This window comes from Nonomuraea sp. IBHARD001, from assembly GCF_056106265.1.
Genome location: NZ_JBWBBW010000002.1, coordinates 5,780,678 through 5,806,002 on the forward strand (window position 1 = coordinate 5,780,678; position 25,325 = coordinate 5,806,002).

Below are 25,325 nucleotides of genomic sequence, written 5' to 3' on the forward strand. Positions count from 1 at the left end.
CCTGACATCTTAGACGCCGCCGGACGGCCCGGGGTTCTGGCACGCACCGGCCGGAACCGGCGCCTTCCGGGTGTGCGCCCGAGCACACGGTCGGGCCCACCGATGTCCGCGCCGTGGCCGGACGGCACTGGTGGGATCGAGGTATGAACGCCCTCCTCAACAGGGCCGCGCGCGACGTCCTCATCGCCTGCGCCGTCAGCGCCCTCGTGCTCGTCATCGCCGCCGTCAGGCTGCCGCACCTGCTCGGCGGATCCTCGCCGTGGGTGGTGCGCGCCGCCCTGCTCACCCTCGTCTCGCTGCTGCTCCTGCGGGCGGTCGCGCTGGCCGTGCACGCCAGGGTCGTCCTGCACAGGCGGCTCGACGTGGCCAGGCGGCTGATCGGCGCGCCGCACACGCCGCAGCCGCCGTGGCCGACGTTCCTGCCGGCCGCGCCGGTCACGGCCGAGCACGCCGAACTGCTCGCCGACGGGCTGCGCACCCTCGCCGCCTCCTCCACGGGGGCGGCGCACGCGGCGATCCAGGCCGCCGTACTCATGCTGTTCTCGTTCATCACTTGATGATCAAGTGCCGCGTCGCACACACTTGCGGGTACGTGGTTCCTCGCGAGTGCCTCCGATTCCCGATGGAGTCACAGGTATGACAGAGACCCCTTTCGACCGGCTCGGCCCCGCCGAGCAGTGCGCCGAGATCGCCGCACTGCTGCTGAGGTCGACCCACGAGCTGCGCCTGGCCGCCCTGCTCGACGGGGTGGCCGCGGTGCTCGGCGCCGGAGTGCTCCTGCCCTCCGCGCTGATCGTGGTCCCGATGGCCGCCTTCGTGTGCGCGCTCGTCTCGGCCTGCTACCTCGCCGCCGCGGGCAGTGCGGGCCGTACCCCGGGCGGCGAACTGCGCACGACGCTGGCCGCCGCCCGCCTGCGCTGGCACCGGGGCATGCGCGCGCTCTTCTGGGCGGGAGGCGCGCTGCTGCTGGCGGTCGCCGCCACGCTCGCGAGCCCCATGCTCCTGTGAGCACCGCACCCCACGACGAGGAGAGCGGATGACCGCCCCCACCCCCTTCTGGCACCTGCTCCCCTCCGCCGTGCAGGACCGCATCCGCGCCGACCACCAGATACTCGGCCAGGACGACCGCGTCTACGCCCAGGGATTCGTCGCGGCCGACATCACGATCGTGGTGACCGGCCATCTGGTCGAGACGCACACCGCCATCGACGGCACCCAGACCGTGCTGTCCATACTCGGGCCAGGCGACGTCGAAGGGCTGGCCGCACTGTCGGGCACGCCGCAGCGCGCCTCGGTGACGCCGCTCGGCGGCGCGGAGCTGATGCGCATCACGCTGGCCAGGTTCAGGCGGCTGGTGGCCACCTACAAGGAGGTCGCCGCCGCCGTGCTCGCCACCCAGGACGCCAGGCTCACCCACGCGGGCGTCAGGCTCGCGCTCGCCCAGGGGCCGAGGGTGACCGCCGAGCCGAAGCTGGCCGCCTGCCTGGCCGAGCTGGCCGAGCGCTTCAGCACACCGCAGGGGCCGGGCGCCGCCCTGGACGTGCAGCTCACCCAGGAGGAGCTCGGCGCCTACGCCGGTCTTTCGCGTGCGGTCGCCTCCAGGACCGTCAACGCGCTGCGCAGGCAGAAGCTGCTGCATCCCGACTCGCACGACGTGGCCGACCTGGAGGGGCTGCGCAGCCTGGCCATGCCGTACCACGACCTGTGGAGCACGGGCGCGCGGCCCGCCCCGGCCGAGGACCAGGACGTACGGCTGCCGCTGACCGGGCTGGGCAACCGCTCGGCCGCCGAGCCGAAACCGGCCAAGCTGCCGCCGGACGTGCCCGACTTCGTGGGACGCGAGCAGGAGTACGACATGCTGCGCATGCTGCTGCTGGAGTCCGGGCCCGAACGCGTGGCGGTGATCAGCGGCGAGGCGGGGTCCGGCAAGACGGCGCTGGCCGCGCGGTTCGGCCACCGCACCGGCGAGTACTTCCTCGACGGCCGCATCATGGTCGACCTCGAACTCGGCGACGACTCCATCGTGCTGGGCTCGATCCTGCGCGACCTCGGTGTGCCCGGCGAGTCGATCCCGCGCAGCGAGCAGGCGCTGACCGAGCTGTACCACACCACGATCGCCGATCGCAGCATCCTGCTCATCCTCGACGGCGCGCGCGGCTCGGCCCAGGTGCGCAGGCTGCTGCCGGGCAACGGCTCGTGCGCGGTGATCGTCGTCTCGCGCCGGTCGCTGGCCGAGCTGCGCATGCCGGAGATCCGGCTCAAGCGCCTGGCGCCCGACGACGCGGTGTCGCTGATCGGCTCGTTCGTCGGCGCCAGGGCGGGCGCCGAGCCGGGTGCGATGCGCGAGCTGGCCAGGATGTGCGCGCACAACCCGCTCGCCCTGCGGGTGGCCGCCGCCCACCTGTCCAGGCACCCCGACGGCGACCCCTCCCCCTCGGCCGGCGCCCGCGACACCCCTCCCGGCTCCCCGGTCCGCGAGCTGTTCCCCCAGGTACGGCAGGCGCTCGGCCTGGCCTACGAAGGGCTCGACCCCGATCTCAGGCAGGCCTTCCGCTTCATCTCGGTCATGGTCGGCCCGTCGTTCTCGGTCGCGGCCTACGCGCACATGCTGGGTGTGCCGCAGAGCACGTGCTACCAGTGGCTGGCCGAGCTGGAGCGGGCCCAGTTCGTCACGCTGGCCGGGCCCGGCAGGTTCAGGCAGCACGCCCTGCTGACCAGGTTCGCCGACGAGCGCATCCAGCTCGACACCACGCCCGCCGATCGGCGTGAGGCGGGGCGCAGGCTGCTGACGTACTACCTGGAGCAGGCCAGGGAGCAGGGCGACCTGCTCGGGCGGCATCGCCGTACCCTGCATCGCGACACGCTCGACCACGCTCCGGCGCAGAGTTCGGCCAGGGCCGAGGCGCTGACGTGGTTCGAGCACGAGCGGCGCTGTCTGGTGGCGGCGGTGCGCAGGGCGGCGCAGACCGATCTGCACCAGCTCGCCTACGGGCTGGCCGACGCCTGCTACGACTTCTTCGAGCTGCGCCGCTACGGGCGCGACAACATCGCCATGCACAAGATCGGCATGCAGTCGGCGAAGATCGCGGGCGACCAGCGCGCGGTCGCGTGCATGGCGCTGCACCTGTCGGTCGTCGAGCACGCGCTGGGCCAGAACGTCACCGCGATCGGCTACGCGACCATGGCGGGCGAGATCTTCGAGTGGTCGCGCGACGACTACGGCATCGGCGTGGTGCAGGGGCATCTGGCCGTGGTCTACGGCGTCATGGGGCGCTACGACGACGCCATCAGGCATGCCAACGCGGCGCTCGGCTCCCACCATGTGATCGAGCATCCGCGTGGCGAGGCCGACGCGCTGGAGTCGCTGGCCAACAGCCTGCTGCACCAGGCCAAGTACGACGAGGGGCTGACCAAGGGCAAACGCGCGCTCGACATCCGCAGGTCCATCTCCGACCGGCGGGGCGAGGCCGCCGCGCTCATCATCCGCTCGCGCATCCTCTACGAGCAGCACAAGTGGACCGAGGCCACCCACGACGCCGAGCGCGCCCTGTCGATCAGCGAGGCCGAGGGCGACACCCGGGCCGAGGCCGGGGCGCACATCATCCTGGCCAGGCTGCACGGCGTGCAGGGCTCGTGGGACGCCCAGCGCATGCACGCGGGCGCGGCGCTCGACACCTGCAGCGCGGCCGGCGACCTGCACAACGAGGGGCAGGCGCGCATCCTGCTCGGCGACCACCTGACGGCCGTCGCCCGGCTCGACGACGCCTTCGAGCACTACACCGAGGCGTTGCGGCTGCAGCGCGAGATCGAGTACCCGAGGGGTCAGGTCGGGGCGCTGACCGGGCTCGGCAAGGTGTCGTTCTGGCGGGGGCGCTACCACGACGCGCAGGAGCCGCTGCGTCAGGCCATCGCGCTGGCCAGGCAGATCGAGCACCCGCGCGGGCAGGCCACGGCGCGCGAGTGGCTGATGCGGGTGCTGCGCCGACTGGACCAGCTCAGGGACGCGCTGGAGATGGGCCAGCAGGCGCTGGAGATCTGGCGGGCGCTCGACCATCTGCTGGGCCAGGCCTCCACCCTGGGCGGCATCGCCAGGGTCAGGCTGAGGCTCGGCCAGTTCGACCTGGCGCTCGACGCCATCAGGGAGTCGATGGACCTGCGTGAGCGGCTCGGCAACGCGCACGGCCTCGGTGTGCTGCACGACACGCAGGCCAGGGTGCTGGAGCGGATGGGCCGTCACCGGGAGGCGCTGGAGAACGCCGACGACGCCCTTCGCCATCTGGCCCACACCAGGCCGCTGTTCTACGAGCCGGACGCGCGCCGGGTCAGGGCCAGGATCCTGATGGGTCTCGACCGGGTCGACGAGGCGCTGAAGGAGGCGGGCATGGCGCTCGAAGGGGCGCAGCGGCTGGGCAACTACCACGGGCAGTGGACGGCGCACGTGGTGATGGCCCTGGTCCTGCAGCGCCTGGGCCCCGAGCACGACGAGCCGCGCCGCGACCATCTGCGCAGGGCCGAGGCGATCCTGCTGGAGATCACCGATCGGCGCAGCTACGCCACGGTACGGCGGCTGCTGGAGGACGAGGCGTTGCAACGGCAGCACGACGTCGACTGGATCTCGGAGTGACCGGATCGGGAATCCCGCAATTCGGACGTGGATCCCCGCGCCATTTTCCCGGGATTTGCTGGGAAATTATCTGAGCTGTCCGGCACACCCCATTCCCTCTCGGCATGGTGTGTCGCCGGGCACAACGCCGTACGGGCGGGCGTGGTCGGCTGGGAGCATGACACAAACGGGCTTCTGGGGCGGGATCTCCGAGCAGACCCGCCTCGACCTCATCGCCGCGGCGAGGTATCTGTCCTGGCCGCGCGGCTCCCACCTGATGCGTCAGGGCGACGCCTGCGACGCCGTGCACGTCGTCCTGGCCGGATGGGTACGCATCTGGTGCGACGACCTCGACGGGGAGCGGGTCCTCGACCTGCTCGGCCGGTGCGAGATCCTGGGCGACCTCGAACTCGCCGACGAACGACCCCGCCTGGCGACGGTCACCGTGATGGAGACCCTCACCACGCTCACCCTCCCCGCCACCCGCTTCAGGGCGATGGCCGTCGACCATCCCGACCTGCTGTGGGCCCTGCTCGCCACCCAGGCCACCCGCCTGCGCGACGGCAACGAACTGCGCATGGCCGGTCAGGGCAGACGCCGCCTCGGCCTGCTCCTGACCCGCCTGGCCGACAGGTACGGCATGCCGGCGGGCAAGGACAGGACGGTCGTGCACATCCCGATCAGCAGGGGACGCCTGGCCAGCTGGGCCCGGCTGACGACCAAACAGACGACGCAGCACCTGCGCCCGTTCGCCGACGACATCGTCTTCGAACGCGACCGCCTCCTGCTCCGCCCCTCGGCCCTGGCCGCCCTGCTGAGACCCGATCCGGCCCTGACAGCGGTGCCCGCGCTGTCGGCCTGAGGCTCAGCCCCGGCCGAGATCCCCCAGCGCCGGGCCGAGACGGTACCCGGCGCCGGGGGCGGACTCGACCAGGCCCTCGGCCCGCAAGGTCGCGCACAGGGCGTGGACGGTGCTGCGGGGAATGCCGGTGCTGGTGGCGAGCTGGCGGACCGAGAGGGCGGCGGGTGCGGCGGCCAGGGCGCGCAGGACGCAGGCGGCCTTGGCGACCGAGCCGACTCCGGTGGGACGGTGGGGTGGGCGCATGGAACCTCCGCGCCCAGTCTCACCACCCCGCTCCCCCGCACTCAACCCACGGGACCGCACGGTGGAACCTTGTTCCGGAGCCACAGGACTCCCGCAGCCACAGGACTTCCAGTGCCACAGTGCCTCCGGTGCCACAGGACTTCCGGAGCCAGGGCCTCCGCGACTACCTGGGCGCCGCACGACGGGGCAGGATGAGCACTGCGAGCACGCCGAGCACGACCACGCCCGCCATGGCCAGGAAGACGTTGTGCACGGCCGCGGTCAGCGCGGCGCGCATGGGGGCGTCCAGCGCCACGGCCGCCTCGTCCACCGAGACGCCGGGCCCCAGCCGCGCGGTGAGCGTGGCGTGCGCGATGGCGGCGAAGGCGGCCGTGCCGAGCGCCCCGCCGCCGATCCTGAAGAAGACCACACCGCCGGTGACCACACCGCGTTCGGCGAACCCCACCCGGTTCTGCGCGCCGAGCAGCATCGACACCGAGACCAGCCCGAGCCCGGCCCCGTTCACGAACGCGCTCACCCCGGCGTACAGCAGCGACGAGGACGCCGACATGAACGAGAACAGCACGGCCGAGACCGCGACCAGCGCCAGCCCGGCCAGGGCCGTGTCGCGGAAGCCGTGCCTGAGGTACAGCCTGGCCGAGAACGCCACCGAGATCGGCCAGCCGATCGACTGCACGGCCAGCGCGAACCCGGCGGCCACCGCGCCCGCCCCGAGCACCGACTGCGCGAACGTCGGCAGGTAGATGGTGGGCGCGACCAGCACCATGCCGACGATCGCACTGCCGAGGAACGAGCCGAGCAGCACGCGGTCACGCCACATCCACGGCGGGATGAGCGGCTCGGCGGCCCGCCGCTCCCACCAGGCGAAGGCGACCAGCAGCACCACACCGGTGCCGACCAGCACCCACGAGCCCGGCTGCAGCCCGAGCATGACGGTGACCACACCGCCGGTCAGCAGCGCGGTGCCGAGCAGGTCGAGGCGGTGCGGACGGCGTTCGACCGACTCGCGCAGCCACAGGGCGATGATCACGACGGCGATCACACCGATCGGCAGGTTGAGCAGGAAGATCCACCGCCACGACACGAACTCCGACAGCACACCGCCGAGAGCCGGTCCGACCAGCGCCGACACGCCCCACACCGACGACAGCAGACCGCTGATGCGGCCGCGCTCCTCCAGCGGGTACAGGTCGGCGGCGACGACCTGGGTGATCGACTGGATCGCTCCCGCGCCGATGCCCTGTACGGCACGCGCCACGATGAGCGCGGGCATCGACCAGGCGAACCCGCCGAGCAGCGAACCGGCCAGGAAGATCAGCATGCCGCCGATCAGCATGGGCTTGCGCCCGAACAGGTCGGCCAGCTTGCCGTACACGGGGGTGGAGACCGCCTGGGTGAGCATGTACGCCGACAGCACCCAGGGGAAGAGGGAGAAGGAGCCGAGGTCGCGCACGATGGCGGGCACGGCGGTGGCGACGATCGTCTGGTCGATCGCGGCCAGCGCCATGCTGGCCATCAGACCGGCGGCGACCGGACCCCTGCGGCTCACCACGAGCCGGGCGAAGCGGGGGTGGTGAGCCGGGCCCGTTCCGGGACGGGCGGGGGGAAGTCGGAGGAGGTGGCGACCCTGATCATGTGCGGCATTCTCCCGAATCCGGAAAAACGAACGTCACGCGGGGGTGGCCCGAGCCTTGCGGCGGGGCTTGCCCGCCGGTGGGCGTTCGGCCTGTTCGAGCAGGACCTCGACCAGCTTTCTCGACACCTGGTCCAGGTGCGCCCGCAGGTGCTCCTCGGCCTCGGCGATGTCGCCCCTCGCCACCAGCCTGGCCAGCTCGCGGTGCCCGCCGTCCTGGTGGCCGACGGGCAGGCCGAGCAGGTAGCGGCCGACCGTGTTGCGCAGGTCCTCGATGATGCCGACGGCGACCGGGTTCTCCTCGGCGTCGTAGAGCTCGCGGTAGAAGGCGACCCGCTCGTCGACGAGGGAGTTGCTGTCGTGCGGCTCGTCGAGCGCGGTGCCGAGCTCGCGCAGCCTGCCCGCCCTCGCCGACGTCATCCTGGCCACGGACCTGCGCAGGGCGTGCGTCTCCAGCAGCGCCCTGATCTCGTAGATCTCGCGCACCTGCTCGACGGTGAGCGTGCGCACGACCGCGCCCTTGTGCGGGTTGAACGAGACCAGGCCCTCCGCCTCCAGCTGCATCAGCGCGGTGCGGACCGGGATGCGCGACACCCCGATCCGCTCGGCGAGCTCCTCCTGACGCAGGTGCTCGCCGGGCGCGAGGACGCCGGAGATGATGGCCTCACGGATGATGTCGTAGGCCATCTGGCCGACCGTCTTGTATCCGGCCGACATCCGGCCGACAACGGCGGCGAACGCGGGCTCAGCGGCGCCCTTGGCGCTGACCATTCATGGACTCCTCTGCAGGTTGGATCCAATCCAAGCACAAAGTGTCCCGCATGGCCGGACACCCTTCAGCGAAGCCGGGGCAGAACCTCGGTCCCGAGCAGCTCGATCTGCTCGAACCAGCGGTGGAACTTGAACCTGAAGTCGAACACGATGTGCTCGACCCCGGCAGCCTCGAACTTCTTGACCTCGTCGACCACATCCGCGGGACTGCCCACGATGAGCTGGCCTTCCAGGTCCTCCACCGTCTCGAACGTGCCGGACGGCGGGCGTACGGCGAACTTGGCCTTGTTCGCCCACGCCAGCAGTCCGGGCACGTTGACGTCGCGCAGCGCCTCCTCCCGCGTGGCCTCGATCGAGGTCGGCGGGATGACGGCGACGGTCGGCATCGCTCTGCCGTTGGCCGCCACGATCTCACGCATCGCCTCGGCGCGCTTGACGATGCCGCCGAGCGAGATACGACCTGGCATCCAGCCGTCGGCGAACTCGGCCGCGAGCCTGGCCGAACGCGGGGTGGCTCCGCAGTACCAGAACGGTACGGGACCGCCGACCGGCCTGGGCTCGATCGTGATGTCGGTGAAGGAGAAGTTGGCGTCGGAGTAGGTGACCTCGCTCTCGGTCGCCACCCTGCGCAGGATCTCGGCGTTGGAGCGCACGAGTTCCACGCGGTCGCGGTCGCCCCAGCCGATGGCGTCGAACTCGTGCTGGAAGGTTCCGGCGCCGAATCCGAGGATGAGCCTCGGCCCGACGAGCTGGGTCATGGTGCCCAGCTGCAGCGCGGTGGTCAGCGGGTGCCTGAACGGGATCAGCGAGCCGGTGCCCAGCTGGATCCTGCTGGTGACGGCGCCGATCGCGGTCAGCGTGGTCAAGGCGTCGTAGAACTCCCTGTTGGGCGACTCCATCTCGCCGTGCGGCTCGAAGACCAGGTGGTCGCGTACCCAGACGGAGTCGAATCCGAGCTCCTCGGCCATGATCGAGCCGCGCAGGATGCGGTCGGCGGAGGCGAACTCACCGAAATGGGGAAGCAGCAGTCCGAACTTCATCTCACTCCTCAGCAGGAAAGAAAGGGGGGTGTTCAGGCCAGGCGGCCGTGGCCGGGGCGGCCGGTCACCTTGCCGTCGGCATAGACCTCGACGCCGCGCACGAGCGTGCGCTCGATGGCGACCGAGCAGGCCAGGCCGTCGTAGGGGGTCCAGCCGACCTTGGACAGCACGCCATCGTTGGTGATCGTCCAGGAGGAACCGGGGTCGGCGATGACGAGATCGGCGTCGCGGCCGGGCAGCAGTGCGCCCTTGCGGTCGAGGCCGAAGTGCCTGGCCGGAGCCTCGGCCGCCATCTCCACGACCCGCGCGAGCGGGATGCGCCCGGCCATGGCGGCGTCCAGGAGCAGCGGGTAGAAGTACTGGATGCCCGGCGTCCCGGTGTGGGAGCTCCACATCTGGGTCCAGCCGATCTCCTTCTCCTCGCGGGTGTGCGGGGCGTGGTCGGAGGCGACGACGTCGATGGTGCCGTCGAGCATGCCCTCCCACACGGCCTCGCGGGCGTCGTCCGGCACCCAGTACGACAGCGCGTAGGGGCCGAGCCGCTCGACGTGCTCCCACTTGGACAGGAACGGCAGCCAGTGGTTGACCTCGCAGGTCACGTCCACTCCCCTGGCCTTGGCCCTGCGCACGGCCTCGACCGAGCGGCGCGTCTGCATGTGGGCCAGGTGCACCGGGCAGCCGGACGCCTCGGCCAGGCGCAGGACGACGTCGATGGCGGTGTCCCAGATGACGCCCTCGCGCGCGGCGTAGGCGCTGGCGTAGCCGGCCGGGGTGTTCTCGCCCCTGGCCAGGTAGTCGCCCTCGATGTAGTCCATCAGCGCCTGGTCGTGCGGGTGCACGATGAAGCGCTTGCCGGTGGTGGCGATGGTGTCCATCATGCGCAGCAGGTCGCCGTGGTCGTGCATGCCGGTGCCCGCGGGGTGCGGGTAGGTCCTGCCGGTGTCGACGACCATGTAGACCTTGAACGCGCGCACCCCGGCGGCGGCCATCTTGGGCACCTGGTCGGGCAGCGTGGCGGCCGGGTTGTGGTTGTAGTCGACGAGCGAGCTCGCCGCGTACATGCCGAGCACGTCCTGGAGGGTCTCCAGCGTGGTGGTGGGCGGGTCCAGGTTCGGCATGCCGAACATCGTGGTCACGCCGCCCGCCGCCGCCTGCAGGGAGGTGGTGTGGATGTCCTCCTTGTGGGTGAAGCCGGGCTCGCGGGTGTGCACGTGCACGTCGACCATGCCGGGCAGGACGAGCTTGCCGGTGGCGTCGATCTCGGGGGCGTCGGTGGGGACGGCCCGGTCGACGAGGCCGGCGACGACACCGCCGGAGATGAGGACGTCGGCGGCGAGCGCCCCGGCCGGGGTCAGCACGGTGCCGCCCGACACCCGCAGGTCGATGCTCATTCGGCGGCCTCGATCCGGTGTGCCCCTTCGGGGGTGGTGATGACCAGGTTGGCCGGGCCGAGGTGGCGTTCGAACCAGCCGACGATGCGCGGCGTGACCTGGGTCCAGTAGCGGTCGTATGCGGCGTAGTGCGTGGTGTGGCGCTGCATCACCAGCTCCTTCGGCCCGCGCGCCGCCGCGTAGATCTTCTCGGCGTGGTCGGTCGGCGTGGTCGCGTCGCCCTCGATGCCGACGACGAGCAGCGGCGTGTCCAGGGTCGCGGCCGCGCTGACGGGCGAGTAGGCGAGGATCTCCTCCACGGCGGGCGCGAAGCCGACCGAGGTCGGGATCCGGTCGTCGACGTCGGCCTTGACCTTGGTGTTCCTGCGTTCCTGGGTGGGAACCATGATCTCCTCGCGCGGGTGCACCTGGCGGCCCTTGCCGGTCAGCGTGCGCTCGCTCCTGTCGGCGGCGACGGAGGCGAGGAAGTCCAGCCACTCGTACTCGCTGCGCATGCGGTGCAGCCAGTCGGCGCCGTCGGCGACGGGCAGCTGGCTGACGGCCGCGCGTACCCTCGGGTCGGCGGCGGCCAGCAGGACGGCGTTGCCGCCGCCGGTGCCGCCGCTGCCGAACACCCCGATGCCGTCGGCCACGACGTCGTCCCTGCTGCTCAGGTACGTCACGGCCGAACGCAGGTCCTGGAGCTGGCGGGCGGGCGAGAGCACGGTGCGGTCGCCCTCGGAGTCGCCGAACCCCCGGTAGTCGAACACGAGCACCGCGAATCCGGCCGCGGTGAGTGCCTCGTGGTAGCGGACATAGAGCTTGGCGTCCTTCAGCCCGAGCCATCCCGGCCCTTGCACGACCGCCCGGTACGGCCCAGTCGTGTCGTCAGGAGTGCGCCACAGCGCGCTGATCCGATCGCCTTCGCTGAACCAGCTGACCTCTTGAGTGCGCATAGACCCTTCTTCGCTCTCAGCCGGGCCTCACGCCCGGACGGCCCCCTCAGGCTGAACTTTGTATCCAATCTTGTCAACAGCTTCTCTGAACTGACCTGAAAGCACAGGATTTTGGGGGTTGACCATGAATTCAAGCGATGAATAATGTAGCCATTCCTGCCGCAGGCGGTCCGTACTGAGGACGGAGAGCGCATGGCGAACGGCTCGGCCCCCCTGACATCGGCCCACGAGACCCCGGCCTCCTCCCGCGATCCGGTCATCCGGATCCGGGACCTGACGGTCGGCTACCACGTATCGAGAACCGGAGAATGGCTCACCGCCGTCGACGGCGTCAGCATCGACGTGCACGAAGGCGAGTTCCTGACCGTCCTCGGCCCCAGCGGCTGCGGCAAGACCAGCATGCTCAACGTCGTCGCCGGTCTGGTGCCCGCCGCGTCGGGCGAGGTGCTGGTCGACGGCAGACCCGTGACCGGGCCCGGCCCCGACCGCGCGGTCGTCTTCCAGGACTACGCGCTGCTGCCCTGGCGTACGGTCACCGACAACGTCAGGTTCGGCCTGGAGATGCAGCCCCGGCTGCGTCAGGGGTCGGCCGAGGCGGTGCGGGAGGCGATCAGGCTGGTCGGCCTGGCCGGGTTCGAGAGCTCCTACCCGCGCGAGCTGTCGGGCGGCATGCAGCAGCGCGTCGGTCTGGCCAGGGCGCTGGTCGCGGCCCCCCGCATCCTGCTCATGGACGAGCCGCTCGGCGCCGTCGACGCCATGACGCGCGAGGTGATGCGGCTCGAACTCGAACGCATCATCGCCGCGACCGGCGTCACCGTCATCTTCATCACCCACAGCATCGACGAGGCCATCCAGCTCGGCGACCGGATCGCGGTGTTCAGCTCACGGCCGGGACGCATCCGCGAGGTCGTCCAGGTCGGCCTGCCCAGGCCGCGATCGGGCGACGGCAAGTCGACGGAGTACCTCGACCTGCGCCGCCACCTGTGGGAGTCGCTGGAGGCCGACGCCAAGGCCGCGGCGCGAGGGGTCGCCGAGTGAGCACGGCCACCCCCGTCAGGCCGAAGGCGGCGGCCGTGCGCTCGCCCAGACGCCGGGCCACCCGGCGCGCGGTGCTGTTCGCCCTCTTCGACCTGGCGCTCTTCCTGATCCTCTGGCACGTGGCCGTCGTCGGCCTCGAACTGGTCAACAGGGTCTTCTTCCCCTCACCCGGCGACGTGCTCGCAGCCCTGGTCGAGCTGACGACGTCGGGGCAGCTCGGTGTCCACCTGGCGACCAGCGCGCAGAGCTGGCTGATCGGCTACACGCTCGGCGCCGTCGCCGGAGTGGCCACCGGGCTGCTGACCGGGACGAAGGTATGGGCCAACCGGCTCCTCATGCCGCTGCTGTGGTCGTTGTGGGCCACACCGCTCATCGCCCTGCAGCCCACGCTGACCGCCTGGCTCGACTACGGCTCGGGGCCGATCATCGTGCTCGTGTTCCTCAGCACGATGATTCCGGTGGCGCTCAACACCGCGACGGGCGCGGCGCTGACGCAGCGCTCGCTGCTGAACGCCGCCCGGGTGTTCGGCGCGACCAGGCGGCACCTGTACTGGAAGATCCGCGTGCCGTGGGCGATGCCGTACATGGTGGGCGGGCTGCGGCTGGCGGTGCCGACCAGCATGATCGGGCTGCTCGTCGGGGAGATGGTCGGCTCGCCGAGCGGGCTGGGGTCGGTGATCGTCAACGCGACCAGCAGGTTCCGCACCGGTGAGGCGTTCGCGGCGATCGCGGTCTACGTGGTGCTCTCGGTGGTGCTGGTGCGCCTGTTCGACCTGGCCGAGCGCCGGGTCGGGAGCTGGAGGACCGGTGACTGAGACCCGGTGGAAGGCACTGGTCGCCCTGGAGGTCGTGGGGCTGTTCGCGGTGTGGGAGCTGGCGATCTCGGTCTTCGAGCTGGCCTCGCCCGCGTTCGTGCCGCCGCCTTCGGCCATCGCCTCGGCGCTGGTGGCGATGGCCTCGGACGGCACCCTGGCCGGGCACGCCTGGTTCAGCACGCAGAACGCGCTGGCCGGGTTCCTGCTCGCGGTCGTGGCGGGCATCGGCTGCGGGCTGGCGCTGGGGACCTCGCGCTGGGTGCGCGACCTGGCCGGGCCGCCGTTCTGGACCGCCTACTCGCTGCCGCGCATCGCCTTCCAGCCGCTGCTGGTGCTCTGGATGGGCTTCGGCGCCGGGCCCAAGATCCTCATCATCTTCCTCATGGCGGTCTTCCCCATCGCCATCAACACCATGGACGGCATCAGGGGCGTGGACCCCTCGCTGGTCAAGGCGGCCAGGGTGTTCGGCGCCGGCCGGCTCACCGTCTTCGTGAAGGTCCAGCTCTGGGCCGCGCTGCCGCTCATCCTGACCGGCGTCCGCATGGGCGTGGCCAGGGCGATGGTCGGCATCGTCGTGGGCGAGTTCATCGGCGGCAGCGAAGGACTCGGCTATCTCATCTTCCGCAGGTCCGCCGATTTCGATCTGGCTTCGGCGCTCGCGCTGACGCTGCTCCTGGTCGTCATCGCCAATCTGCTGATGGCGCTGGTCACCCTGGTCCGCAGGATGATCGCGCCGTGGTTCAAAGAGGGCGTCACACCGATGTGATTCCGGGGGCCCTCAATCTCGTGCACTACCCCAAGGAGTGTCCATGCGGCGAACAGCAGCCCTCCTCGCGACACTGACACTGCTCACCACACTGGCCGCGTGCGGCGGAGCACAGGAGGCCGCGACCCCGTCCCCTGCCGCCCAGGCCACAGGGCCGGTCGGCGCCCCCGAGAAGACCACGATCAAGGTCGGGATGCGTCTGCCCAACCTCGACACCAACGCCCCCATCGAGATCGCCATCGACAAGGGTTTCTACAAGGAGGAGGGCCTGACCGTCGAACGCGTCGAGGTGCAGTCCATCCGCGAGGGCCTGGTCGGCGGCAGCCTCGACTTCGGCGCCGAGGCCTCGCCCGACGTGGTCGCGGCGGCGGCCGCGGGGACAGGCCTGCGGATCGTGGCCGGGTACCGCAACCGCGAGCCGTTCGTGGTGGCCGTGCAGCCCGACGTCAAGACGCCCCAGGACCTGGCGGGCAAGCCGATCCTGCTGGGCGCCAACCCCGGCACGATCGAGTACGACGTGCGGGCCGGCCTGTTGAAGGAGGCCGGTTTCGACATCACCGGCGTCGCCGTGAAACCGGTCAACCTGCCCGGCGGCTCCAACGCCTGGGTGGAGCAGTTCAAGCAGAAGAAGCTGGCCATGACCGTGCTCTTCCCCCGGCACAAGACGCTGGTGGAGCAGGCGGGCGGGCGGTTCGTGCTGGACGTGATGAAGGAATGGCCCAACGACAGCATGACCGCGACCGAGGATTTCGTGGCCAAGAACCCCAACACCACCGCCAGGTTCATCCGCGCCACGATCAAGGGCATCAAGGTCTTCAAGGACCCCGCCCAGCAGAAGTACGTCCAGGACATGATGACCGCCAAGGGCTTCACCGTCTCGCCCGTCGAGGCCGACCCTGCGGTCTACGCCAACGGGCCGCTGCTCTACGACGAGGACATGGGCCTGGTGGCCGACACCTTCACCGACCTGCTGGCCGTGCTGAAGCTGCCGCCCGCCGACTTCGCCTCCTTCACCAGCCTCGCCCAGCTGCACAGGGCGCAGGCCGAGCTCGGCATCGGGAAGCGCCCATGAGCGCGATGCGCGCGGCACGGTTGCGGGACGGCGCGCTCCACCTTGAGCGGATCGCGCCTCCCGTGCCCGGGGAGGGCGAGGTCCTGCTCCAGGTGCACGCTGTAGGGGTGAACCAGCTCGAACGGCAGATCATGGCCGGGGCGCCGCTCGGCGGGCGGCCCCCGCTGCTGCCGCGCACGGTCGGCCTCGACCCGGCGGGCGTGATCGTCGCGGTCGGGCCCGGCGTGCCGGACTCCAGGATCGGCGAGCGCGTCGCGGTCAAGCCGAACGTGCCGTGCCTGACCTGCGCGTACTGCACGGCCGAGCACGAGGCCGACTGCGCCGCGCAGTACGTGCTGGGCGTGCACACCGACGGCGGGGCCGCCGACTACACCGTCGTGCCCTCGCACGTGGCCTTCCGCATCGACGACGAGGTGTCGTTCGACGTCGCCGCCGCCGCCGTGCACAGTGTGCCGATCGCCCTGCACATGATCAGGCGGGCCTACCGTGCGCCGTGGGGGTTCGCGCCTGGCGCCTCGGTGCTGGTCACGGGGGCCACCGGTGCGCTCGGGTGCGCCGCCGTACAGGTGGCGGCGGCGCTGGGCGGGCGGGTGATCGCCGGAGTGCTCAAGGGCGAGCCGGTCGACAGGCTGCCCGAGCTCGGCGCGGCCGAGATCGTGGAGTACCCGATCGACGGGGCCGACGAGCTGGAGAGCGCGGTGCGGGCGCTCGCCCCCTCCGGCGTGCCGCTCGCCCTCGACTGCACCGGGAGCGGCACACTGATCGGCGCGGCCGTACGGTGCGCGGCGTGGGCCGGGCACGTGGTGGTGGCCGCGCATCTGCCCGAATCGGCCTTCACGGTCGACACCCGTGCGTTCTACACCCGGCGCGTCACGCTGCACGGCTGTGCGGCGGCCGACTACGAGGACGTGCGCGACGGCTTGGCGCTGGTGGCGTCGGGCCGGGTGCGTCCGCCGGTGTCGGGCAGGCTGCCGCTGGAGGAGATCGAGGCCGCGTTCGAGATGACCAGGCGACGCGACCATCTGGGCAAGGTCGTACTGACGGTGAGAGCGGAGGAGCGATGACGCCACTGGACGGGGTCAGGGTGGTGGAGCTCGGGCAGTACATCTCCGGGCCCTATGCCGGGAAGCTGCTGGCCGACCTCGGCGCCGATGTGATCAAGGTGGAGTCGCCGGACGGCGATCCGATGCGCCGCTGGCAGGGCGGCGGAACGTTCAGCCCGCAGTTCGGCGCCTACAACCGGGGCAAGCGCTCGGTGGTGCTCGACCTGAAGACCGAGGAGGGCCTGGAGCACCTGCTGGGCCTGGCCGACTCGGCCGACGTGCTGATCGAGAACTTCAGGCCGGGCGTGGCCGAGCGGCTCGGCTTCGGCTGGGAACGGCTCAAGACACGCTGCCCCCGGCTCGTGTACTGCTCGATCACCGGGTTCGGGCCCGGCGGGCCGTATGCGAGACGACCGGCCTACGACACCGTCATCTCCGCCATCGGCGGCATGTACGCCCATCTGGTGCCGCTCGACGACCCCAGGCCGACCGGCCCGGCCTTCTCCGACCTGCTGTCGGGCATGTCGGCCACCCAGGGCGTGCTGGCGGCGCTGCACGCGCGTGGGGTGAGCGGCCAGGGGCAGCGGGTCGAGGTGTCGATGCTCGGCGCGGTCGCCGACTTCCTCACCGAGGCGATCTCCACCTATCTGGAGACCGGCTCGGTCGTCCAGCCGGGCACCAGGGCCGCCCGCGCCCAGGCCTACGGCTGCGTCGGCTCCGACGGGCTGCCCTTCGTGATCCACATGTCGGTGCCCGAGAAGTTCTGGCTCGGCCTGCTGGGCGTGCTGGAGCGGCCCGACCTGGCCACCGACCCGCGTTTCGCCGATCGCGAGCTACGCTTTCGCCACTACGCGGCGTTGGAGGAGGTGCTACGGACCGAGACGGCCAAACGCACCCGCGAGGAGTGGTTCGAGAGGCTGACCGCCGCCGACATCCCGCACGGGCCGCTCAACACGGTGGCCGACCTCGTCCAGGACCGCCAGGTGCTGCATCTGGGGCTGGTCGACGACATCGGCACCAGGCCGGGCACGAGGTTCTCCACACACGAACGACGGGTGCCTCGCCGTACCCCAGGACCCGCCCCCGAGCTGGGCGCGCACAACGAGGAGCTTTTGTGAAGGCCGTGGACGTGCACACGCACCCGCAGACGGAGGAGTTCCTCGCTGCGATGGGCCGGCGGCGCGGGCAGATGGGGACCCACTTCGGCAAGGAGCGCAAACCCGTCTCCTTCGCCGAACAGGCCGACATGTACCGCGACCGCGACATGATGGCGGTCATCGTCAACTCCGACGACGAGACCCAGTCGGGCGTGCGCGGCGCCCCCAACGACCTGCTGGGCCGGGCCCAGGCCGAGCACCCGGACGTGTTCATCGCCTTCGCCGGGATCGACCCGTGGAAGGGCCGGGCCGCGATCGAGGAGATCAGGCGCTGCCACGGCGAGTACGGCATCAAGGGCGTGGGCGAGCTGAACCCGGGCCGGCAGCGCTTCCATCCCAACGACCGGCAGTTCTACCCCATCTGGGAGGTCTGCGCCGAGCTGGGGCTGCCGGTGATGTTCCATGGCGGCTTCCTCGGCGCCGGGGCGGGCACGCCGGGCGGCATGGGCTACAAGCTGGAGTACGCCAGGCCCATCCCCTACCTCGACGACGTGGCCGCCGACTTCCCCGAGCTGACCGTGATCGCCGCCCATCCGTCGTGGCCGTGGCATCTGGACAACCTGGCGGCGTGCTGGCACAAGTCCAACTACTACATCGACCTGTCGGGCTGGGCGCCGCGCTACTGGCCGCCGGACGTCGTGCACTACGCCAACAGCATCGTCACCGACCGGGTGCTGTTCGGCACCGACTGGCCGGTGCTGACGCCCGAGCGGTGGATGAAGGAGTTCGACGAACTGGGCTTCAAGCAGGAGTCGAGGAGCAAGATCCTCCTGGAGAACGCGAAGAGGGTGTTCGGCCTTGGCTGAGCTCGTCGGCGTCTACGGCACCACGCACAACCCGCTGCTGTGGCGGGCCAGAGGAGAGGACCTCGACGACACGCACGCCGGGTTCGCCCGGCTCGGCGCGCGTCTGGAGGAGGCCAGGCCGGACGTTCTCGTGGTGGTCGCGACCGATCACCTGACCCAGTGGTTCTACGAGAACATGCCCGCCTTCCTCATCGGCAAGTCGGCCTCGATCCCGGCGACGTTCTGGAACGAGGAGCGGGAGTTCGGGCTGCCGCAGCGCACCCTGCACGGCGACCGCGACCTGGCCCGCGACCTGCTCGCCCAGGGCATGGACCACGGGGTCGACTACGCCGCCTCCGACGACTTCCGCGCCGACCACAGCGTGCTGGTGCCGCTGCTGCATCTGACGCCGTCGCTGGACATCCCGGTGGTGTGCCTGTTCACCAACTGCATGGCGCCGCCGCTGCCGACGGCGCGCAGGTTCTTCGAGGTCGGCCAGGCGTTGCGGCGCTCGATCGAGGACTCGCCGCTGCGGCGGCGCGTGGCGGTCGTCTCCAGCGGGCATCTGGCGACCGAGGTGGGCGGGCCGAGGCACTTCGCCGGGTCGCCCGATCCCGGTTTCGACGAAAGGGCGGTCGGCTGGATGGCCGACGGCGACGTGGAGGGGGCGATCGGCGCTTTGTCCTACGAGCGGCTGCGTGACGCGGGGAACGTCACCCACCAGTTCCTCAACTTCATGCTCACGATGGGGGTGGCCGACGGCAAGCCCGCCGTCACCGCCGAGGGCGCGGTCTCCCGCTTCGCCACCTCGCCCTTCTTCGAGTGGCCCGTCGCATGAGCGTCTATGCGATCAACGCCTTCATGCGCGAGGTGAACATGGACCCGACCGCGTTCGCCGACTACCTCGCCGACCCCGCCGGGTACGTCGCCGCCTGGGACTACGCCGAGCTGACCGGGCCGGAGCGCGAGGCGTTCGCCGCCCGCGACTACGGCACGCTGTACGGCATGGGCGGCCATCCCTACCTGCTGTGGAGCTTCTCCGAAGCGGTCTGGGTGCCCGAGGTGACCCGGGCCGAACTGGTCGAGGACTTCCGGCGCAAGAGCAGCGCGCACGGCTATCCCGACTGTTCGACCTGAGCTACCGCACGGCGGCCAGATGTCCGGCGACGGCCAGCACGGTGGTCTTCCAGATCGGTGCGCCGGGGTCGATGACGGCGAAGTGGTCGCCCGACATCTCCAGGTAGGTGAGCTCGTCGCCCGCCTCCTGGGCGGCCCTGGCGTAGCGGCGGCCGAAGTCGACCAGGTCGAGGTCGTCGCCGGAGCCCTGGACGACGAGCTGGGGCACGCCGAGCGGGAGGCGTTCGAGCGGGCTCGACCGGGTGTAGAGGCCGGTCGGCTCGCCGTCGGAGGCGTCGCCGAGCGCGGCGGGCACCGCACCCGCGCTGATGTGCCTGCGCTCGCCCTCGACCAGGTCGAGCACACCGGCGAGCGAGACGGCCAGCGCCACGCCCGCCTCGCCGGACTCGCGCAGGTCGGCGGCGGCGCGCAGGGCGAGCTGGCCGCCCGCCGAGTGGCCTGCGACCGCGATCCGCCGTCGGTCGAGCGGCGCGTCGAGCGTGGCCAGGGCGGCGAGCGCGGCCCGGACGTCGGCGGTGGTGGCCTGCCAGCCGTGCAGGTCCGGGCGGCGGTACTCGACGTTCCAGGCGGCGAATCCCCTGGCGACCAGGTCGGCGCAGAGCGCGTCCATGAGATCGGCGGCCCAGATCGAGCGCCAGTAGCCGCCGTGCACCAGGGCGAGCACGGGGAAGGGCCCTTCGCCTTCGGGCAGGTGCAGGTCGGCCCACTGCTCGTGGTGCTCGCCGTACGGGATGCGGGTGGCGGGGTGGCGCAGGCGGTTGACGGCGTGCCTGATGGCCCAGGTCAGGCCGCCGACGCCGCGGCCCTGGACGTGGGCGACGCCGGGTGCGGGCGTGGTGCGGGTGAGGTCGAGCCAGACGGCGCGTGAGGCGCTCGTGCCCGTCATGAGGGCCCTGCTGGGCGCGTCCGGGCCGGCGATGACGACCAGGGCGATCGGCGGGCCGTCGGGGCCGTAGCCGTCGAGCTCGGCGGCGAGTGCGGCGGTGTCGGGCGCGTGGCGCAGGCTGCCGGTCACCCCCAGGGCGGCGAACTCCCTCTCGGCGACCTCGCCCAGCAACGCCCTGTCGGCGACCACGCCGGGCCCGGCGAGCACACGCACCACGACATCCCTCATGAGCTATGACATTACAGACCTTTCGCCTCGTCGCCACCAGGCCCACACCAGGAGCCACACGCTCAATCCGAAGATCGTCATGCCGAGCGGCACGTGCACCAGCACCGCGCCCGTCCCCCCGGTCATCGACTGGAGGAAGCCCAGCAGCAACACGCCCAGCGCGACCAGCGCCGGCCATCCGGCGCCACGTCCGGGCCGCCAGCGCAGCACCGCCGCGACCAGCAGCGCGAGCCCCGCCAGATGCACCGCACCGGCGCCCGCCCCGTGCGCCGCCGCGCCGCCTCCGTCGATGAGCTGCCCGGCGGTCACCGCCTGCGCGAGCACCGCCGCCGCGTTCACCGTCACGACGGCGACGAAGGCCGTCTCATACCCTTTGGCAGCCATTCGGCTCCCCTCCACTGCACCGCGTTCGACCGGACCGTCACAGGATCGCGGGAGGGGAGCACGCGGACATCCCACGCAGGGTGCGCGACCGCATACGTCACGAGGAGTAGCTACAGCCGCATCTCCGACGGCAGCAGCTTCCAGGCGTCGAGCAGTTCGAGCCCCAGCAGCTCGCCGTTCGCGCCGAAGTCGAGCACGACGCCCTCAGCACTCGCCTGCCGTACGGCCTCGCCGGGCACGATCTCGCGCTTCAGGGCGACATAGGCGACGTTGTCGCTCTCGTCCCAGCTGAGGTAGGCCGTCTGCTGGGTGACGCCCTCCTCGTCCATGCGGCCGAGCAGCCCCTCCCTGGCCTCGTGCGAACCGGTGAGCGCACTGCGGACCATGGCGAGCGCCTGCTCCAGCGCGCCGAGCGAGTCGGGCCCCGTCACCTTGCGCTCGTGCTCCCAGCCGTCGAGCCCGTCGATGCGGTACGGGCACGACCAGTCGCCCGACGTCTCCTCGTACGGCAGGCCGATCGTGACCGTGACCTCACGCGGCGGCTCGGTGTGCAAGTGCAGCGTGCGGAGCGCGATCTCGTACATGAGGATGATCTACCCAGCGAAACCTCGTCTGATCATCGCCGGGCCCGGCCGGGAGTCGTTGATGGCGTGCGAGCCGCCGGGATACCGTGCGTTCACCCCGCCCACACCGAGGAGTGCCCGCCATGCACATCGTCGCCCCGCACCGCGATCCCGGACCCCGCGGCGGCTCGCCGCGCACCCGGCGGCCGTAGGTGTCGGTCACCGAGCAGACGATCGCCCGGGTCAGGGAGCTCATCGTCTGCGGCGAGTTCGAGCCGGGCCAGCGGCTGCCGACCGAGCGCGATCTGGCCGCCCGGCTCGGCGTCTCGCGCAACACCCTGCGCGAGGCCATCAGGGCGCTGACGCTCGGCGGGGTGCTGGAATCGCGCCAGGGCGACGGCACGTACGTGACCAGCCTGTCACCGGCCCGGCTGCTCGACTCGTTCGGACTGCTCATCGAGATGTCGCGCGACGCCACCGCGCTCGATCTGCTCGGCGTGCGCAGGGTGCTGGAGGCCGAGGCCGCCGCACTGGCCGCCGTGCGCATCACCGAGCGCGAACTGGCCGAACTGGCCGCCTGCCTGAGTGCCATGCGGGCCGCGGCCGAGGGGGACGGCGCCCAGGTCGTGGCCGCCGACACCCGTTTCCACCTGGTCGTCTCGACCGCGGCGGGCAATCCCGTGCTCGCCGCCCTCATCCAGGCGCTCAGCGGCCCGACCTCGCGGGCCAGGGGCTGGCGCGGCCGTGCGTCGTTCGCCAGGGCGGTGGAGGAGCACCAGGCGGTGTACGAGGCCCTGCTGGCCCGCGACCCCTCCCGCGCGGCGGCGGTGATGGCCGCGCACATCGCGGCCGTCGAGACGGGCATGCGGGCCGGGCGCGCGCCCGATATTGCTTCGGCGCGTCTGCCGCACATCGGGACAGACAGCTTTCCCGAAGTGGCACAATAGCCGCACATTGTGGGAACGCTTGGGGTTGGTTCATGAGCGGGTTCGCGCGTCGCCTGGCCGAACGACTCGACGCGCGCGGGCCGCTGTGCGTCGGGCTGGAACCGAGCCCCCGCCTGCTCGACGCCTGGGGCCTGCCCGACTCGCCCGCCGGGCTCGACCGCTTCACCGCGATCGTCGTCGAGGCCGTCGCCGACCTCGCCACCGCCGTCACCGCGCATCCCGCCTGGTACGAACGCTGGGGCAGCAGGGGCATCGCCGTGCTCGAACGGGCGCTCGCCGACCTGCGCGCGGCCGGGGCGCTGACCATACTCGACGCCAGGCGCGGCGACGAGGCCGCTGTGATGGCCGCCTACGCCGACGCCTACCTCACCGAGGGCAGCCCGCTGGCCGCCGACGCCGTGACCGTCGCGGCGCGCCTGGACGCCGAGTCGCTGCACGGCATGCTCACCCTGGCCAGGGGCAACGACGCGGGCGTCTTCCTCCCGGCGGGCACGGCCGGGGCCGTCGAGGCGATCAGGCAGACGGGCGAGCCCGCGGCCGTGGCCTGGTGGCACGACGTGCCGCCCGCCGCCGCGATCGGCATGCCGCTGCTGGTGCTCGGGTCGGGCGCACGCGGGGTCGTGCCCTCGGGCCCGCCCGGCGCGCTCGTGCTGCTGCCCGGCGACGTGCTCGACGACCCTGCCAAGATCAGATCGCGACTGCTCGCCCTCTCATGAGGCCAGGTGCCCGTCGATCTCCGCCCGTGTGGGCATCGACGTGCTCGCCCCCTGCCGGGTGACCGAGAGCGCCGCCGCCACCCCCGCGAACCGCAACGCCTCCTCCATCGCCCTGCCCTCCGCACGAGCCACCGCCAGCGCACCCGCGAACGTGTCGCCCGCCGCCGTCGTGTCCACCGCCCGCACGGGTACGGCGGGCACGTGCAGGCGGCCGCCCGTGCGCGAGCCGTACAGGCAGCCTGCGGAGCCGAGGGTGACGACGACCTCGGGGACGGCGTCGAGCAGGGCGGTCAGGGCGTCGGCGGGATCGGCGTGACCCGTCAGGGCCTCGGCCTCGTGCTCGTTGGGCAGCAGCAGGCTCACGGCCGCCAGCAGGGCGTCGGGCAGCGGCCGGGCGGGCGCCGGGGTGAGGACGACCGGGACCGGCGAGGCGGTCGCGGCGGCGAGCACGGCCTCCATGGGGAGTTCGAGCTGCAGCAGGAGCATGCTGGAGCGGGCGATGAGGGCCAGGTCGGCATCCGTGGGACCGCGCACCGAGCCGTTGGCGCCCGGGACGACGACGATGGAGTTGCCGCCCGACTCCTCGACCACGATATGGGCCGTGCCGGTGGCGACCCCGGCCGTGCGCAGGGCCGAGACGTCGACCCCGGCGCCGGTGAGCGCGGCACGCAGGTCCGCGCCGAAGGAGTCGTCGCCCACCGCGCCGATGAAGGCGACCGCACCGCCCGCGCGGGCCGCCGCGACGGCCTGGTTGGCGCCCTTGCCGCCCGGCACCGTGCGGAACGCCGTGCCCGCGACCGTCTCGCCCAGCCTCGGCGAACGGGGCGCGTAGGCCACCAGGTCCATGTTCGCACTGCCGAATACCGAGATCACATGCCCTCCTCGGTGTCCATCATCGCCTGTGTCCTGCGGGCCAGCTCCTCCAGGGTGACGCCGTCGAAGCCCGGCAGGCTGCTGGCCAGGCGCCCGCCCAGCCGCCACCGCTCCGGCACACCCGCGTTCAGCGCGCCCGCGATCGACCCGGCCGTGGCTCCCGCCGAGTCGGTGTCCCAGCCTCCGGCCACCGCGCCCGCGATCGAGGCGGTGAAGTCGCCTTCGGCATGCACGAGGGCGGCCGCGATCAGGGCGGCGTTGTTGACCGTGTGCACCCAGTGCAGCCCCGCGTGCCGTGCGTGCAGCCGGTCGAGCACACGCTCGAAGTCCGGCTCGGCGCTCGCGTCGGCCACCGCCTGCCGTACGGCCAGGGCCAGTCTGGAGTGCGGCGGCACCACCGACAGGCCCGCCTCGACCACCTCGCGTGCCGCCGACCGGCCGCAGGCCACCAGCGACGTCGCGCACATCGCGGCGGCGAACATGGCGCCGTGCACGCCCGAGGCGGTGTGGCTGAGCCGGGCGTCACGCCAGGCGAGCTCGGCCGCGGCTCCCGGATCGCCCGGGTTGACCCAGCCGTACACGTCCGCCCTGATCAGCGCGCCGATCCACTCCCTGAACGGATTGCGGTACGTGGCCGTGCCCGGCGGCTCCAGGCCGAGCAGCAGGTTGCGGTAGGCGACCCGCTCGGCGGTGAACGTACGGCCCGCGGGCAGCTCCTCCAGCCACACCCTCGCGACGTCGTCGGTCGTGAAGCCCCTGCCGTGCCGCTCCAGCACGGTCAGGGCGAGCAGGGCGTAGTTGAGGTCGTCGTCCTCCGGGATGCCGTCGATGGTCTCGGCCAGCGAGGTGGGCGCGCTCCTGCGGTTCCACGGCCAGCGGGCGGCCAGGTCGGCGGGCAGCCCGCGTGCGGTGAACCAGCCGGAGATCGGCCAGTTGCCCGTGGCCTCGGCGAGCCGCCTGACGCCCTCGCGCGGGATCTTCTCCACCGGCTTGCCGAGCACGCATCCCGCCGCCCTGCCCTGCCAGGCGCCCAGCAGCCGTGCGTGCAGGTCGGGCGGGGGCTTGGCGGCCTGGGTTGGCCGGTGCTGGGTTGGCCGGTCCTGTGTGGGCCGGTCCTGTGTGGGCCAGGACGGGCAGGAGGCTCTGATCGCGGCCAGGTCGGTGGGCTCGGGCAGGGGTGAGGGCATCGCGCCGAGCTCGTCGAGCAGCTCTTCGGCCAGACGGCGCAGCTCCGGCACGGCCTCCGGGGAGGCGCCCGCGCGCGGCGGCGCGGCGTGTCCACCTGCCTGCGCCCAGCGGGCGGCGATCCGGCTCACGTCGCGGCCGTCCTGCTCGGCCTGGCGCAACTCGTGCCCGACGAGATCCTCGGGCTGCACCCAGGTGAGCCTGATCACACGCTGTCCTTCGGGGGTGCGTGCGTGGGCTCGGTCGCGCGCC

General features: G+C 71.9%; 26 protein-coding genes. 15 read left to right on the top strand and 11 right to left on the bottom strand.

Going from position 1 to position 25,325, the window contains the following annotated elements:
• Positions 1-143: 143 nt before the first annotated feature.
• The 4 genes from ACTWNK_RS28460 (at position 144) to ACTWNK_RS28475 (ending at position 5,465) form a co-directional block, all read left to right on the top strand.
• A complete protein-coding gene (locus tag ACTWNK_RS28460; protein ID WP_474307612.1) occupies positions 144-557 on the top strand; it encodes a hypothetical protein in 414 nt (137 codons plus the stop codon).
• A gap of 79 nt (positions 558-636) precedes the next feature.
• Positions 637-1,008, top strand: a complete 372-nt coding sequence (locus ACTWNK_RS28465; protein ID WP_474307613.1) for a hypothetical protein — start codon at positions 637-639, stop codon at positions 1,006-1,008.
• 28 nt (positions 1,009-1,036) lie between these two features.
• Positions 1,037-4,624, top strand: a complete 3,588-nt coding sequence (locus tag ACTWNK_RS28470; protein WP_474307614.1) for a tetratricopeptide repeat protein — start codon at positions 1,037-1,039, stop codon at positions 4,622-4,624.
• 157 nt (positions 4,625-4,781) lie between these two features.
• Entirely contained in the window at positions 4,782-5,465 is a 684-nt protein-coding gene (locus ACTWNK_RS28475) for a Crp/Fnr family transcriptional regulator (protein ID WP_474307615.1), read from the top strand.
• Between the two features lie 3 nt (positions 5,466-5,468).
• Here the strand turns inward: ACTWNK_RS28475 and ACTWNK_RS28480 are convergent, their stop codons facing one another.
• The 6 genes from ACTWNK_RS28480 to ACTWNK_RS28505 all read right to left on the bottom strand — a co-directional run bounded on the left by ACTWNK_RS28480 (position 5,469) and on the right by ACTWNK_RS28505 (position 11,478).
• A complete protein-coding gene (locus ACTWNK_RS28480; protein WP_474307616.1) occupies positions 5,469-5,708 on the bottom strand; it encodes a helix-turn-helix domain-containing protein in 240 nt (79 codons plus the stop codon).
• Positions 5,709-5,871: 163 nt separating this feature from the next.
• Positions 5,872-7,257, bottom strand: a complete 1,386-nt coding sequence (locus tag ACTWNK_RS28485) for an MFS transporter (RefSeq protein WP_474307617.1) — start codon at positions 7,255-7,257, stop codon at positions 5,872-5,874.
• 120 nt (positions 7,258-7,377) lie between these two features.
• Entirely contained in the window at positions 7,378-8,112 is a 735-nt protein-coding gene (locus ACTWNK_RS28490) for a GntR family transcriptional regulator (protein WP_474307618.1), read from the bottom strand.
• 65 nt (positions 8,113-8,177) lie between these two features.
• A complete protein-coding gene (locus ACTWNK_RS28495; protein WP_474307619.1) occupies positions 8,178-9,152 on the bottom strand; it encodes an LLM class flavin-dependent oxidoreductase in 975 nt (324 codons plus the stop codon).
• A gap of 32 nt (positions 9,153-9,184) precedes the next feature.
• The gene (locus tag ACTWNK_RS28500; protein WP_474307620.1) at positions 9,185-10,543 is read right to left on the bottom strand and encodes a dihydroorotase; all 1,359 of its coding nucleotides are present in this window, start codon (positions 10,541-10,543) and stop codon (positions 9,185-9,187) included.
• On the bottom strand, positions 10,540-11,478 hold the full coding sequence (locus ACTWNK_RS28505; RefSeq protein WP_474307621.1) for an alpha/beta hydrolase: 939 nt from the start codon (positions 11,476-11,478) through the stop codon (positions 10,540-10,542). Before ACTWNK_RS28505 ends, ACTWNK_RS28500 begins: the two co-directional genes overlap by 4 nt.
• A gap of 192 nt (positions 11,479-11,670) precedes the next feature.
• Here ACTWNK_RS28505 and ACTWNK_RS28510 point away from each other — a divergent pair, with 192 nt between their 5' ends.
• The 9 genes from ACTWNK_RS28510 to ACTWNK_RS28550 are packed head-to-tail and all read left to right on the top strand — an operon-like array spanning position 11,671 to position 19,291.
• On the top strand, positions 11,671-12,516 hold the full coding sequence (locus tag ACTWNK_RS28510) for an ABC transporter ATP-binding protein (RefSeq protein ID WP_474307622.1): 846 nt from the start codon (positions 11,671-11,673) through the stop codon (positions 12,514-12,516).
• Positions 12,513-13,331: an ABC transporter permease gene (locus ACTWNK_RS28515; RefSeq protein WP_474307623.1), complete on the top strand. Its 819-nt coding sequence runs from the start codon at positions 12,513-12,515 to the stop codon at positions 13,329-13,331. The genes ACTWNK_RS28510 and ACTWNK_RS28515 overlap by 4 nt, the downstream gene beginning before the upstream one ends.
• Positions 13,324-14,097 carry an ABC transporter permease gene (locus ACTWNK_RS28520; protein WP_474307624.1) on the top strand — a complete coding sequence of 258 codons (774 nt, stop codon included), beginning with the start codon at positions 13,324-13,326 and terminating at the stop codon, positions 14,095-14,097. Before ACTWNK_RS28515 ends, ACTWNK_RS28520 begins: the two co-directional genes overlap by 8 nt.
• Before the next feature lie 43 nt (positions 14,098-14,140).
• On the top strand, positions 14,141-15,169 hold the full coding sequence (locus tag ACTWNK_RS28525) for an ABC transporter substrate-binding protein (protein ID WP_474307625.1): 1,029 nt from the start codon (positions 14,141-14,143) through the stop codon (positions 15,167-15,169).
• The gene (locus ACTWNK_RS28530) at positions 15,166-16,233 is read left to right on the top strand and encodes an alcohol dehydrogenase catalytic domain-containing protein (protein WP_474307626.1); all 1,068 of its coding nucleotides are present in this window, start codon (positions 15,166-15,168) and stop codon (positions 16,231-16,233) included. The genes ACTWNK_RS28525 and ACTWNK_RS28530 overlap by 4 nt, the downstream gene beginning before the upstream one ends.
• Entirely contained in the window at positions 16,230-17,330 is a 1,101-nt protein-coding gene (locus ACTWNK_RS28535) for a CaiB/BaiF CoA transferase family protein (protein WP_474307627.1), read from the top strand. Before ACTWNK_RS28530 ends, ACTWNK_RS28535 begins: the two co-directional genes overlap by 4 nt.
• Positions 17,327-18,175: an amidohydrolase family protein gene (locus ACTWNK_RS28540; protein WP_474307628.1), complete on the top strand. Its 849-nt coding sequence runs from the start codon at positions 17,327-17,329 to the stop codon at positions 18,173-18,175. Before ACTWNK_RS28535 ends, ACTWNK_RS28540 begins: the two co-directional genes overlap by 4 nt.
• Positions 18,168-18,992: a DODA-type extradiol aromatic ring-opening family dioxygenase gene (locus ACTWNK_RS28545; RefSeq protein ID WP_474307629.1), complete on the top strand. Its 825-nt coding sequence runs from the start codon at positions 18,168-18,170 to the stop codon at positions 18,990-18,992. Before ACTWNK_RS28540 ends, ACTWNK_RS28545 begins: the two co-directional genes overlap by 8 nt.
• Positions 18,989-19,291 (top strand): hypothetical protein, encoded by a 303-nt coding sequence (locus ACTWNK_RS28550; RefSeq protein WP_474307630.1) that lies wholly within the window; start codon positions 18,989-18,991, stop codon positions 19,289-19,291. The genes ACTWNK_RS28545 and ACTWNK_RS28550 overlap by 4 nt, the downstream gene beginning before the upstream one ends.
• Position 19,292: 1 nt before the next feature.
• Here the strand turns inward: ACTWNK_RS28550 and ACTWNK_RS28555 are convergent, their stop codons facing one another.
• The 3 genes from ACTWNK_RS28555 to ACTWNK_RS28565 form a co-directional block, all read right to left on the bottom strand.
• Positions 19,293-20,405 (bottom strand): alpha/beta hydrolase, encoded by a 1,113-nt coding sequence (locus ACTWNK_RS28555; protein ID WP_474307631.1) that lies wholly within the window; start codon positions 20,403-20,405, stop codon positions 19,293-19,295.
• A 3-nt stretch (positions 20,406-20,408) separates the two neighbouring features.
• Entirely contained in the window at positions 20,409-20,789 is a 381-nt protein-coding gene (locus ACTWNK_RS28560; RefSeq protein WP_474307632.1) for a hypothetical protein, read from the bottom strand.
• Between the two features lie 110 nt (positions 20,790-20,899).
• Entirely contained in the window at positions 20,900-21,373 is a 474-nt protein-coding gene (locus ACTWNK_RS28565) for a DUF6968 family protein (RefSeq protein ID WP_474307633.1), read from the bottom strand.
• 191 nt (positions 21,374-21,564) lie between these two features.
• Here ACTWNK_RS28565 and ACTWNK_RS28570 point away from each other — a divergent pair, with 191 nt between their 5' ends.
• Together ACTWNK_RS28570 and pyrF are read left to right on the top strand one after the other, a co-directional pair.
• Positions 21,565-22,299 (top strand): FadR/GntR family transcriptional regulator, encoded by a 735-nt coding sequence (locus ACTWNK_RS28570; RefSeq protein ID WP_474307634.1) that lies wholly within the window; start codon positions 21,565-21,567, stop codon positions 22,297-22,299.
• Between the two features lie 32 nt (positions 22,300-22,331).
• Positions 22,332-23,015, top strand: coding sequence for an orotidine-5'-phosphate decarboxylase (gene pyrF, locus ACTWNK_RS28575; RefSeq protein ID WP_474307635.1), 684 nt, complete (start codon positions 22,332-22,334; stop codon positions 23,013-23,015).
• Here the strand turns inward: pyrF and ACTWNK_RS28580 are convergent.
• Positions 23,010-23,888 (bottom strand): ribokinase, encoded by an 879-nt coding sequence (locus ACTWNK_RS28580; protein ID WP_474307636.1) that lies wholly within the window; start codon positions 23,886-23,888, stop codon positions 23,010-23,012. The two genes, pyrF and ACTWNK_RS28580, sit on opposite strands and share 6 nt — an antisense overlap.
• Entirely contained in the window at positions 23,885-25,282 is a 1,398-nt protein-coding gene (locus ACTWNK_RS28585) for an ADP-ribosylglycohydrolase family protein (protein WP_474307637.1), read from the bottom strand. Before ACTWNK_RS28585 ends, ACTWNK_RS28580 begins: the two co-directional genes overlap by 4 nt.
• Positions 25,283-25,325: the final 43 nt, after the last annotated feature.

Coding starts and splice junctions, on each gene's coding strand:
- ACTWNK_RS28460 (WP_474307612.1), top strand. CDS start 144: ATGAACGCCCTCCTCAACAGGGCCGCGCGCGACGTCCTCATCGCCTGC.
- ACTWNK_RS28465 (WP_474307613.1), top strand. CDS start 637: ATGACAGAGACCCCTTTCGACCGGCTCGGCCCCGCCGAGCAGTGCGCC.
- ACTWNK_RS28470 (WP_474307614.1), top strand. CDS start 1,037: ATGACCGCCCCCACCCCCTTCTGGCACCTGCTCCCCTCCGCCGTGCAG.
- ACTWNK_RS28475 (WP_474307615.1), top strand. CDS start 4,782: ATGACACAAACGGGCTTCTGGGGCGGGATCTCCGAGCAGACCCGCCTC.
- ACTWNK_RS28480 (WP_474307616.1), bottom strand. CDS start 5,708: ATGCGCCCACCCCACCGTCCCACCGGAGTCGGCTCGGTCGCCAAGGCC.
- ACTWNK_RS28490 (WP_474307618.1), bottom strand. CDS start 8,112: ATGGTCAGCGCCAAGGGCGCCGCTGAGCCCGCGTTCGCCGCCGTTGTC.
- ACTWNK_RS28495 (WP_474307619.1), bottom strand. CDS start 9,152: ATGAAGTTCGGACTGCTGCTTCCCCATTTCGGTGAGTTCGCCTCCGCC.
- ACTWNK_RS28500 (WP_474307620.1), bottom strand. CDS start 10,543: ATGAGCATCGACCTGCGGGTGTCGGGCGGCACCGTGCTGACCCCGGCC.
- ACTWNK_RS28505 (WP_474307621.1), bottom strand. CDS start 11,478: ATGCGCACTCAAGAGGTCAGCTGGTTCAGCGAAGGCGATCGGATCAGC.
- ACTWNK_RS28510 (WP_474307622.1), top strand. CDS start 11,671: ATGGCGAACGGCTCGGCCCCCCTGACATCGGCCCACGAGACCCCGGCC.
- ACTWNK_RS28525 (WP_474307625.1), top strand. CDS start 14,141: ATGCGGCGAACAGCAGCCCTCCTCGCGACACTGACACTGCTCACCACA.
- ACTWNK_RS28530 (WP_474307626.1), top strand. CDS start 15,166: ATGAGCGCGATGCGCGCGGCACGGTTGCGGGACGGCGCGCTCCACCTT.
- ACTWNK_RS28535 (WP_474307627.1), top strand. CDS start 16,230: ATGACGCCACTGGACGGGGTCAGGGTGGTGGAGCTCGGGCAGTACATC.
- ACTWNK_RS28550 (WP_474307630.1), top strand. CDS start 18,989: ATGAGCGTCTATGCGATCAACGCCTTCATGCGCGAGGTGAACATGGAC.
- ACTWNK_RS28555 (WP_474307631.1), bottom strand. CDS start 20,405: ATGAGGGATGTCGTGGTGCGTGTGCTCGCCGGGCCCGGCGTGGTCGCC.
- ACTWNK_RS28560 (WP_474307632.1), bottom strand. CDS start 20,789: ATGGCTGCCAAAGGGTATGAGACGGCCTTCGTCGCCGTCGTGACGGTG.
- ACTWNK_RS28565 (WP_474307633.1), bottom strand. CDS start 21,373: ATGTACGAGATCGCGCTCCGCACGCTGCACTTGCACACCGAGCCGCCG.
- pyrF (WP_474307635.1), top strand. CDS start 22,332: ATGAGCGGGTTCGCGCGTCGCCTGGCCGAACGACTCGACGCGCGCGGG.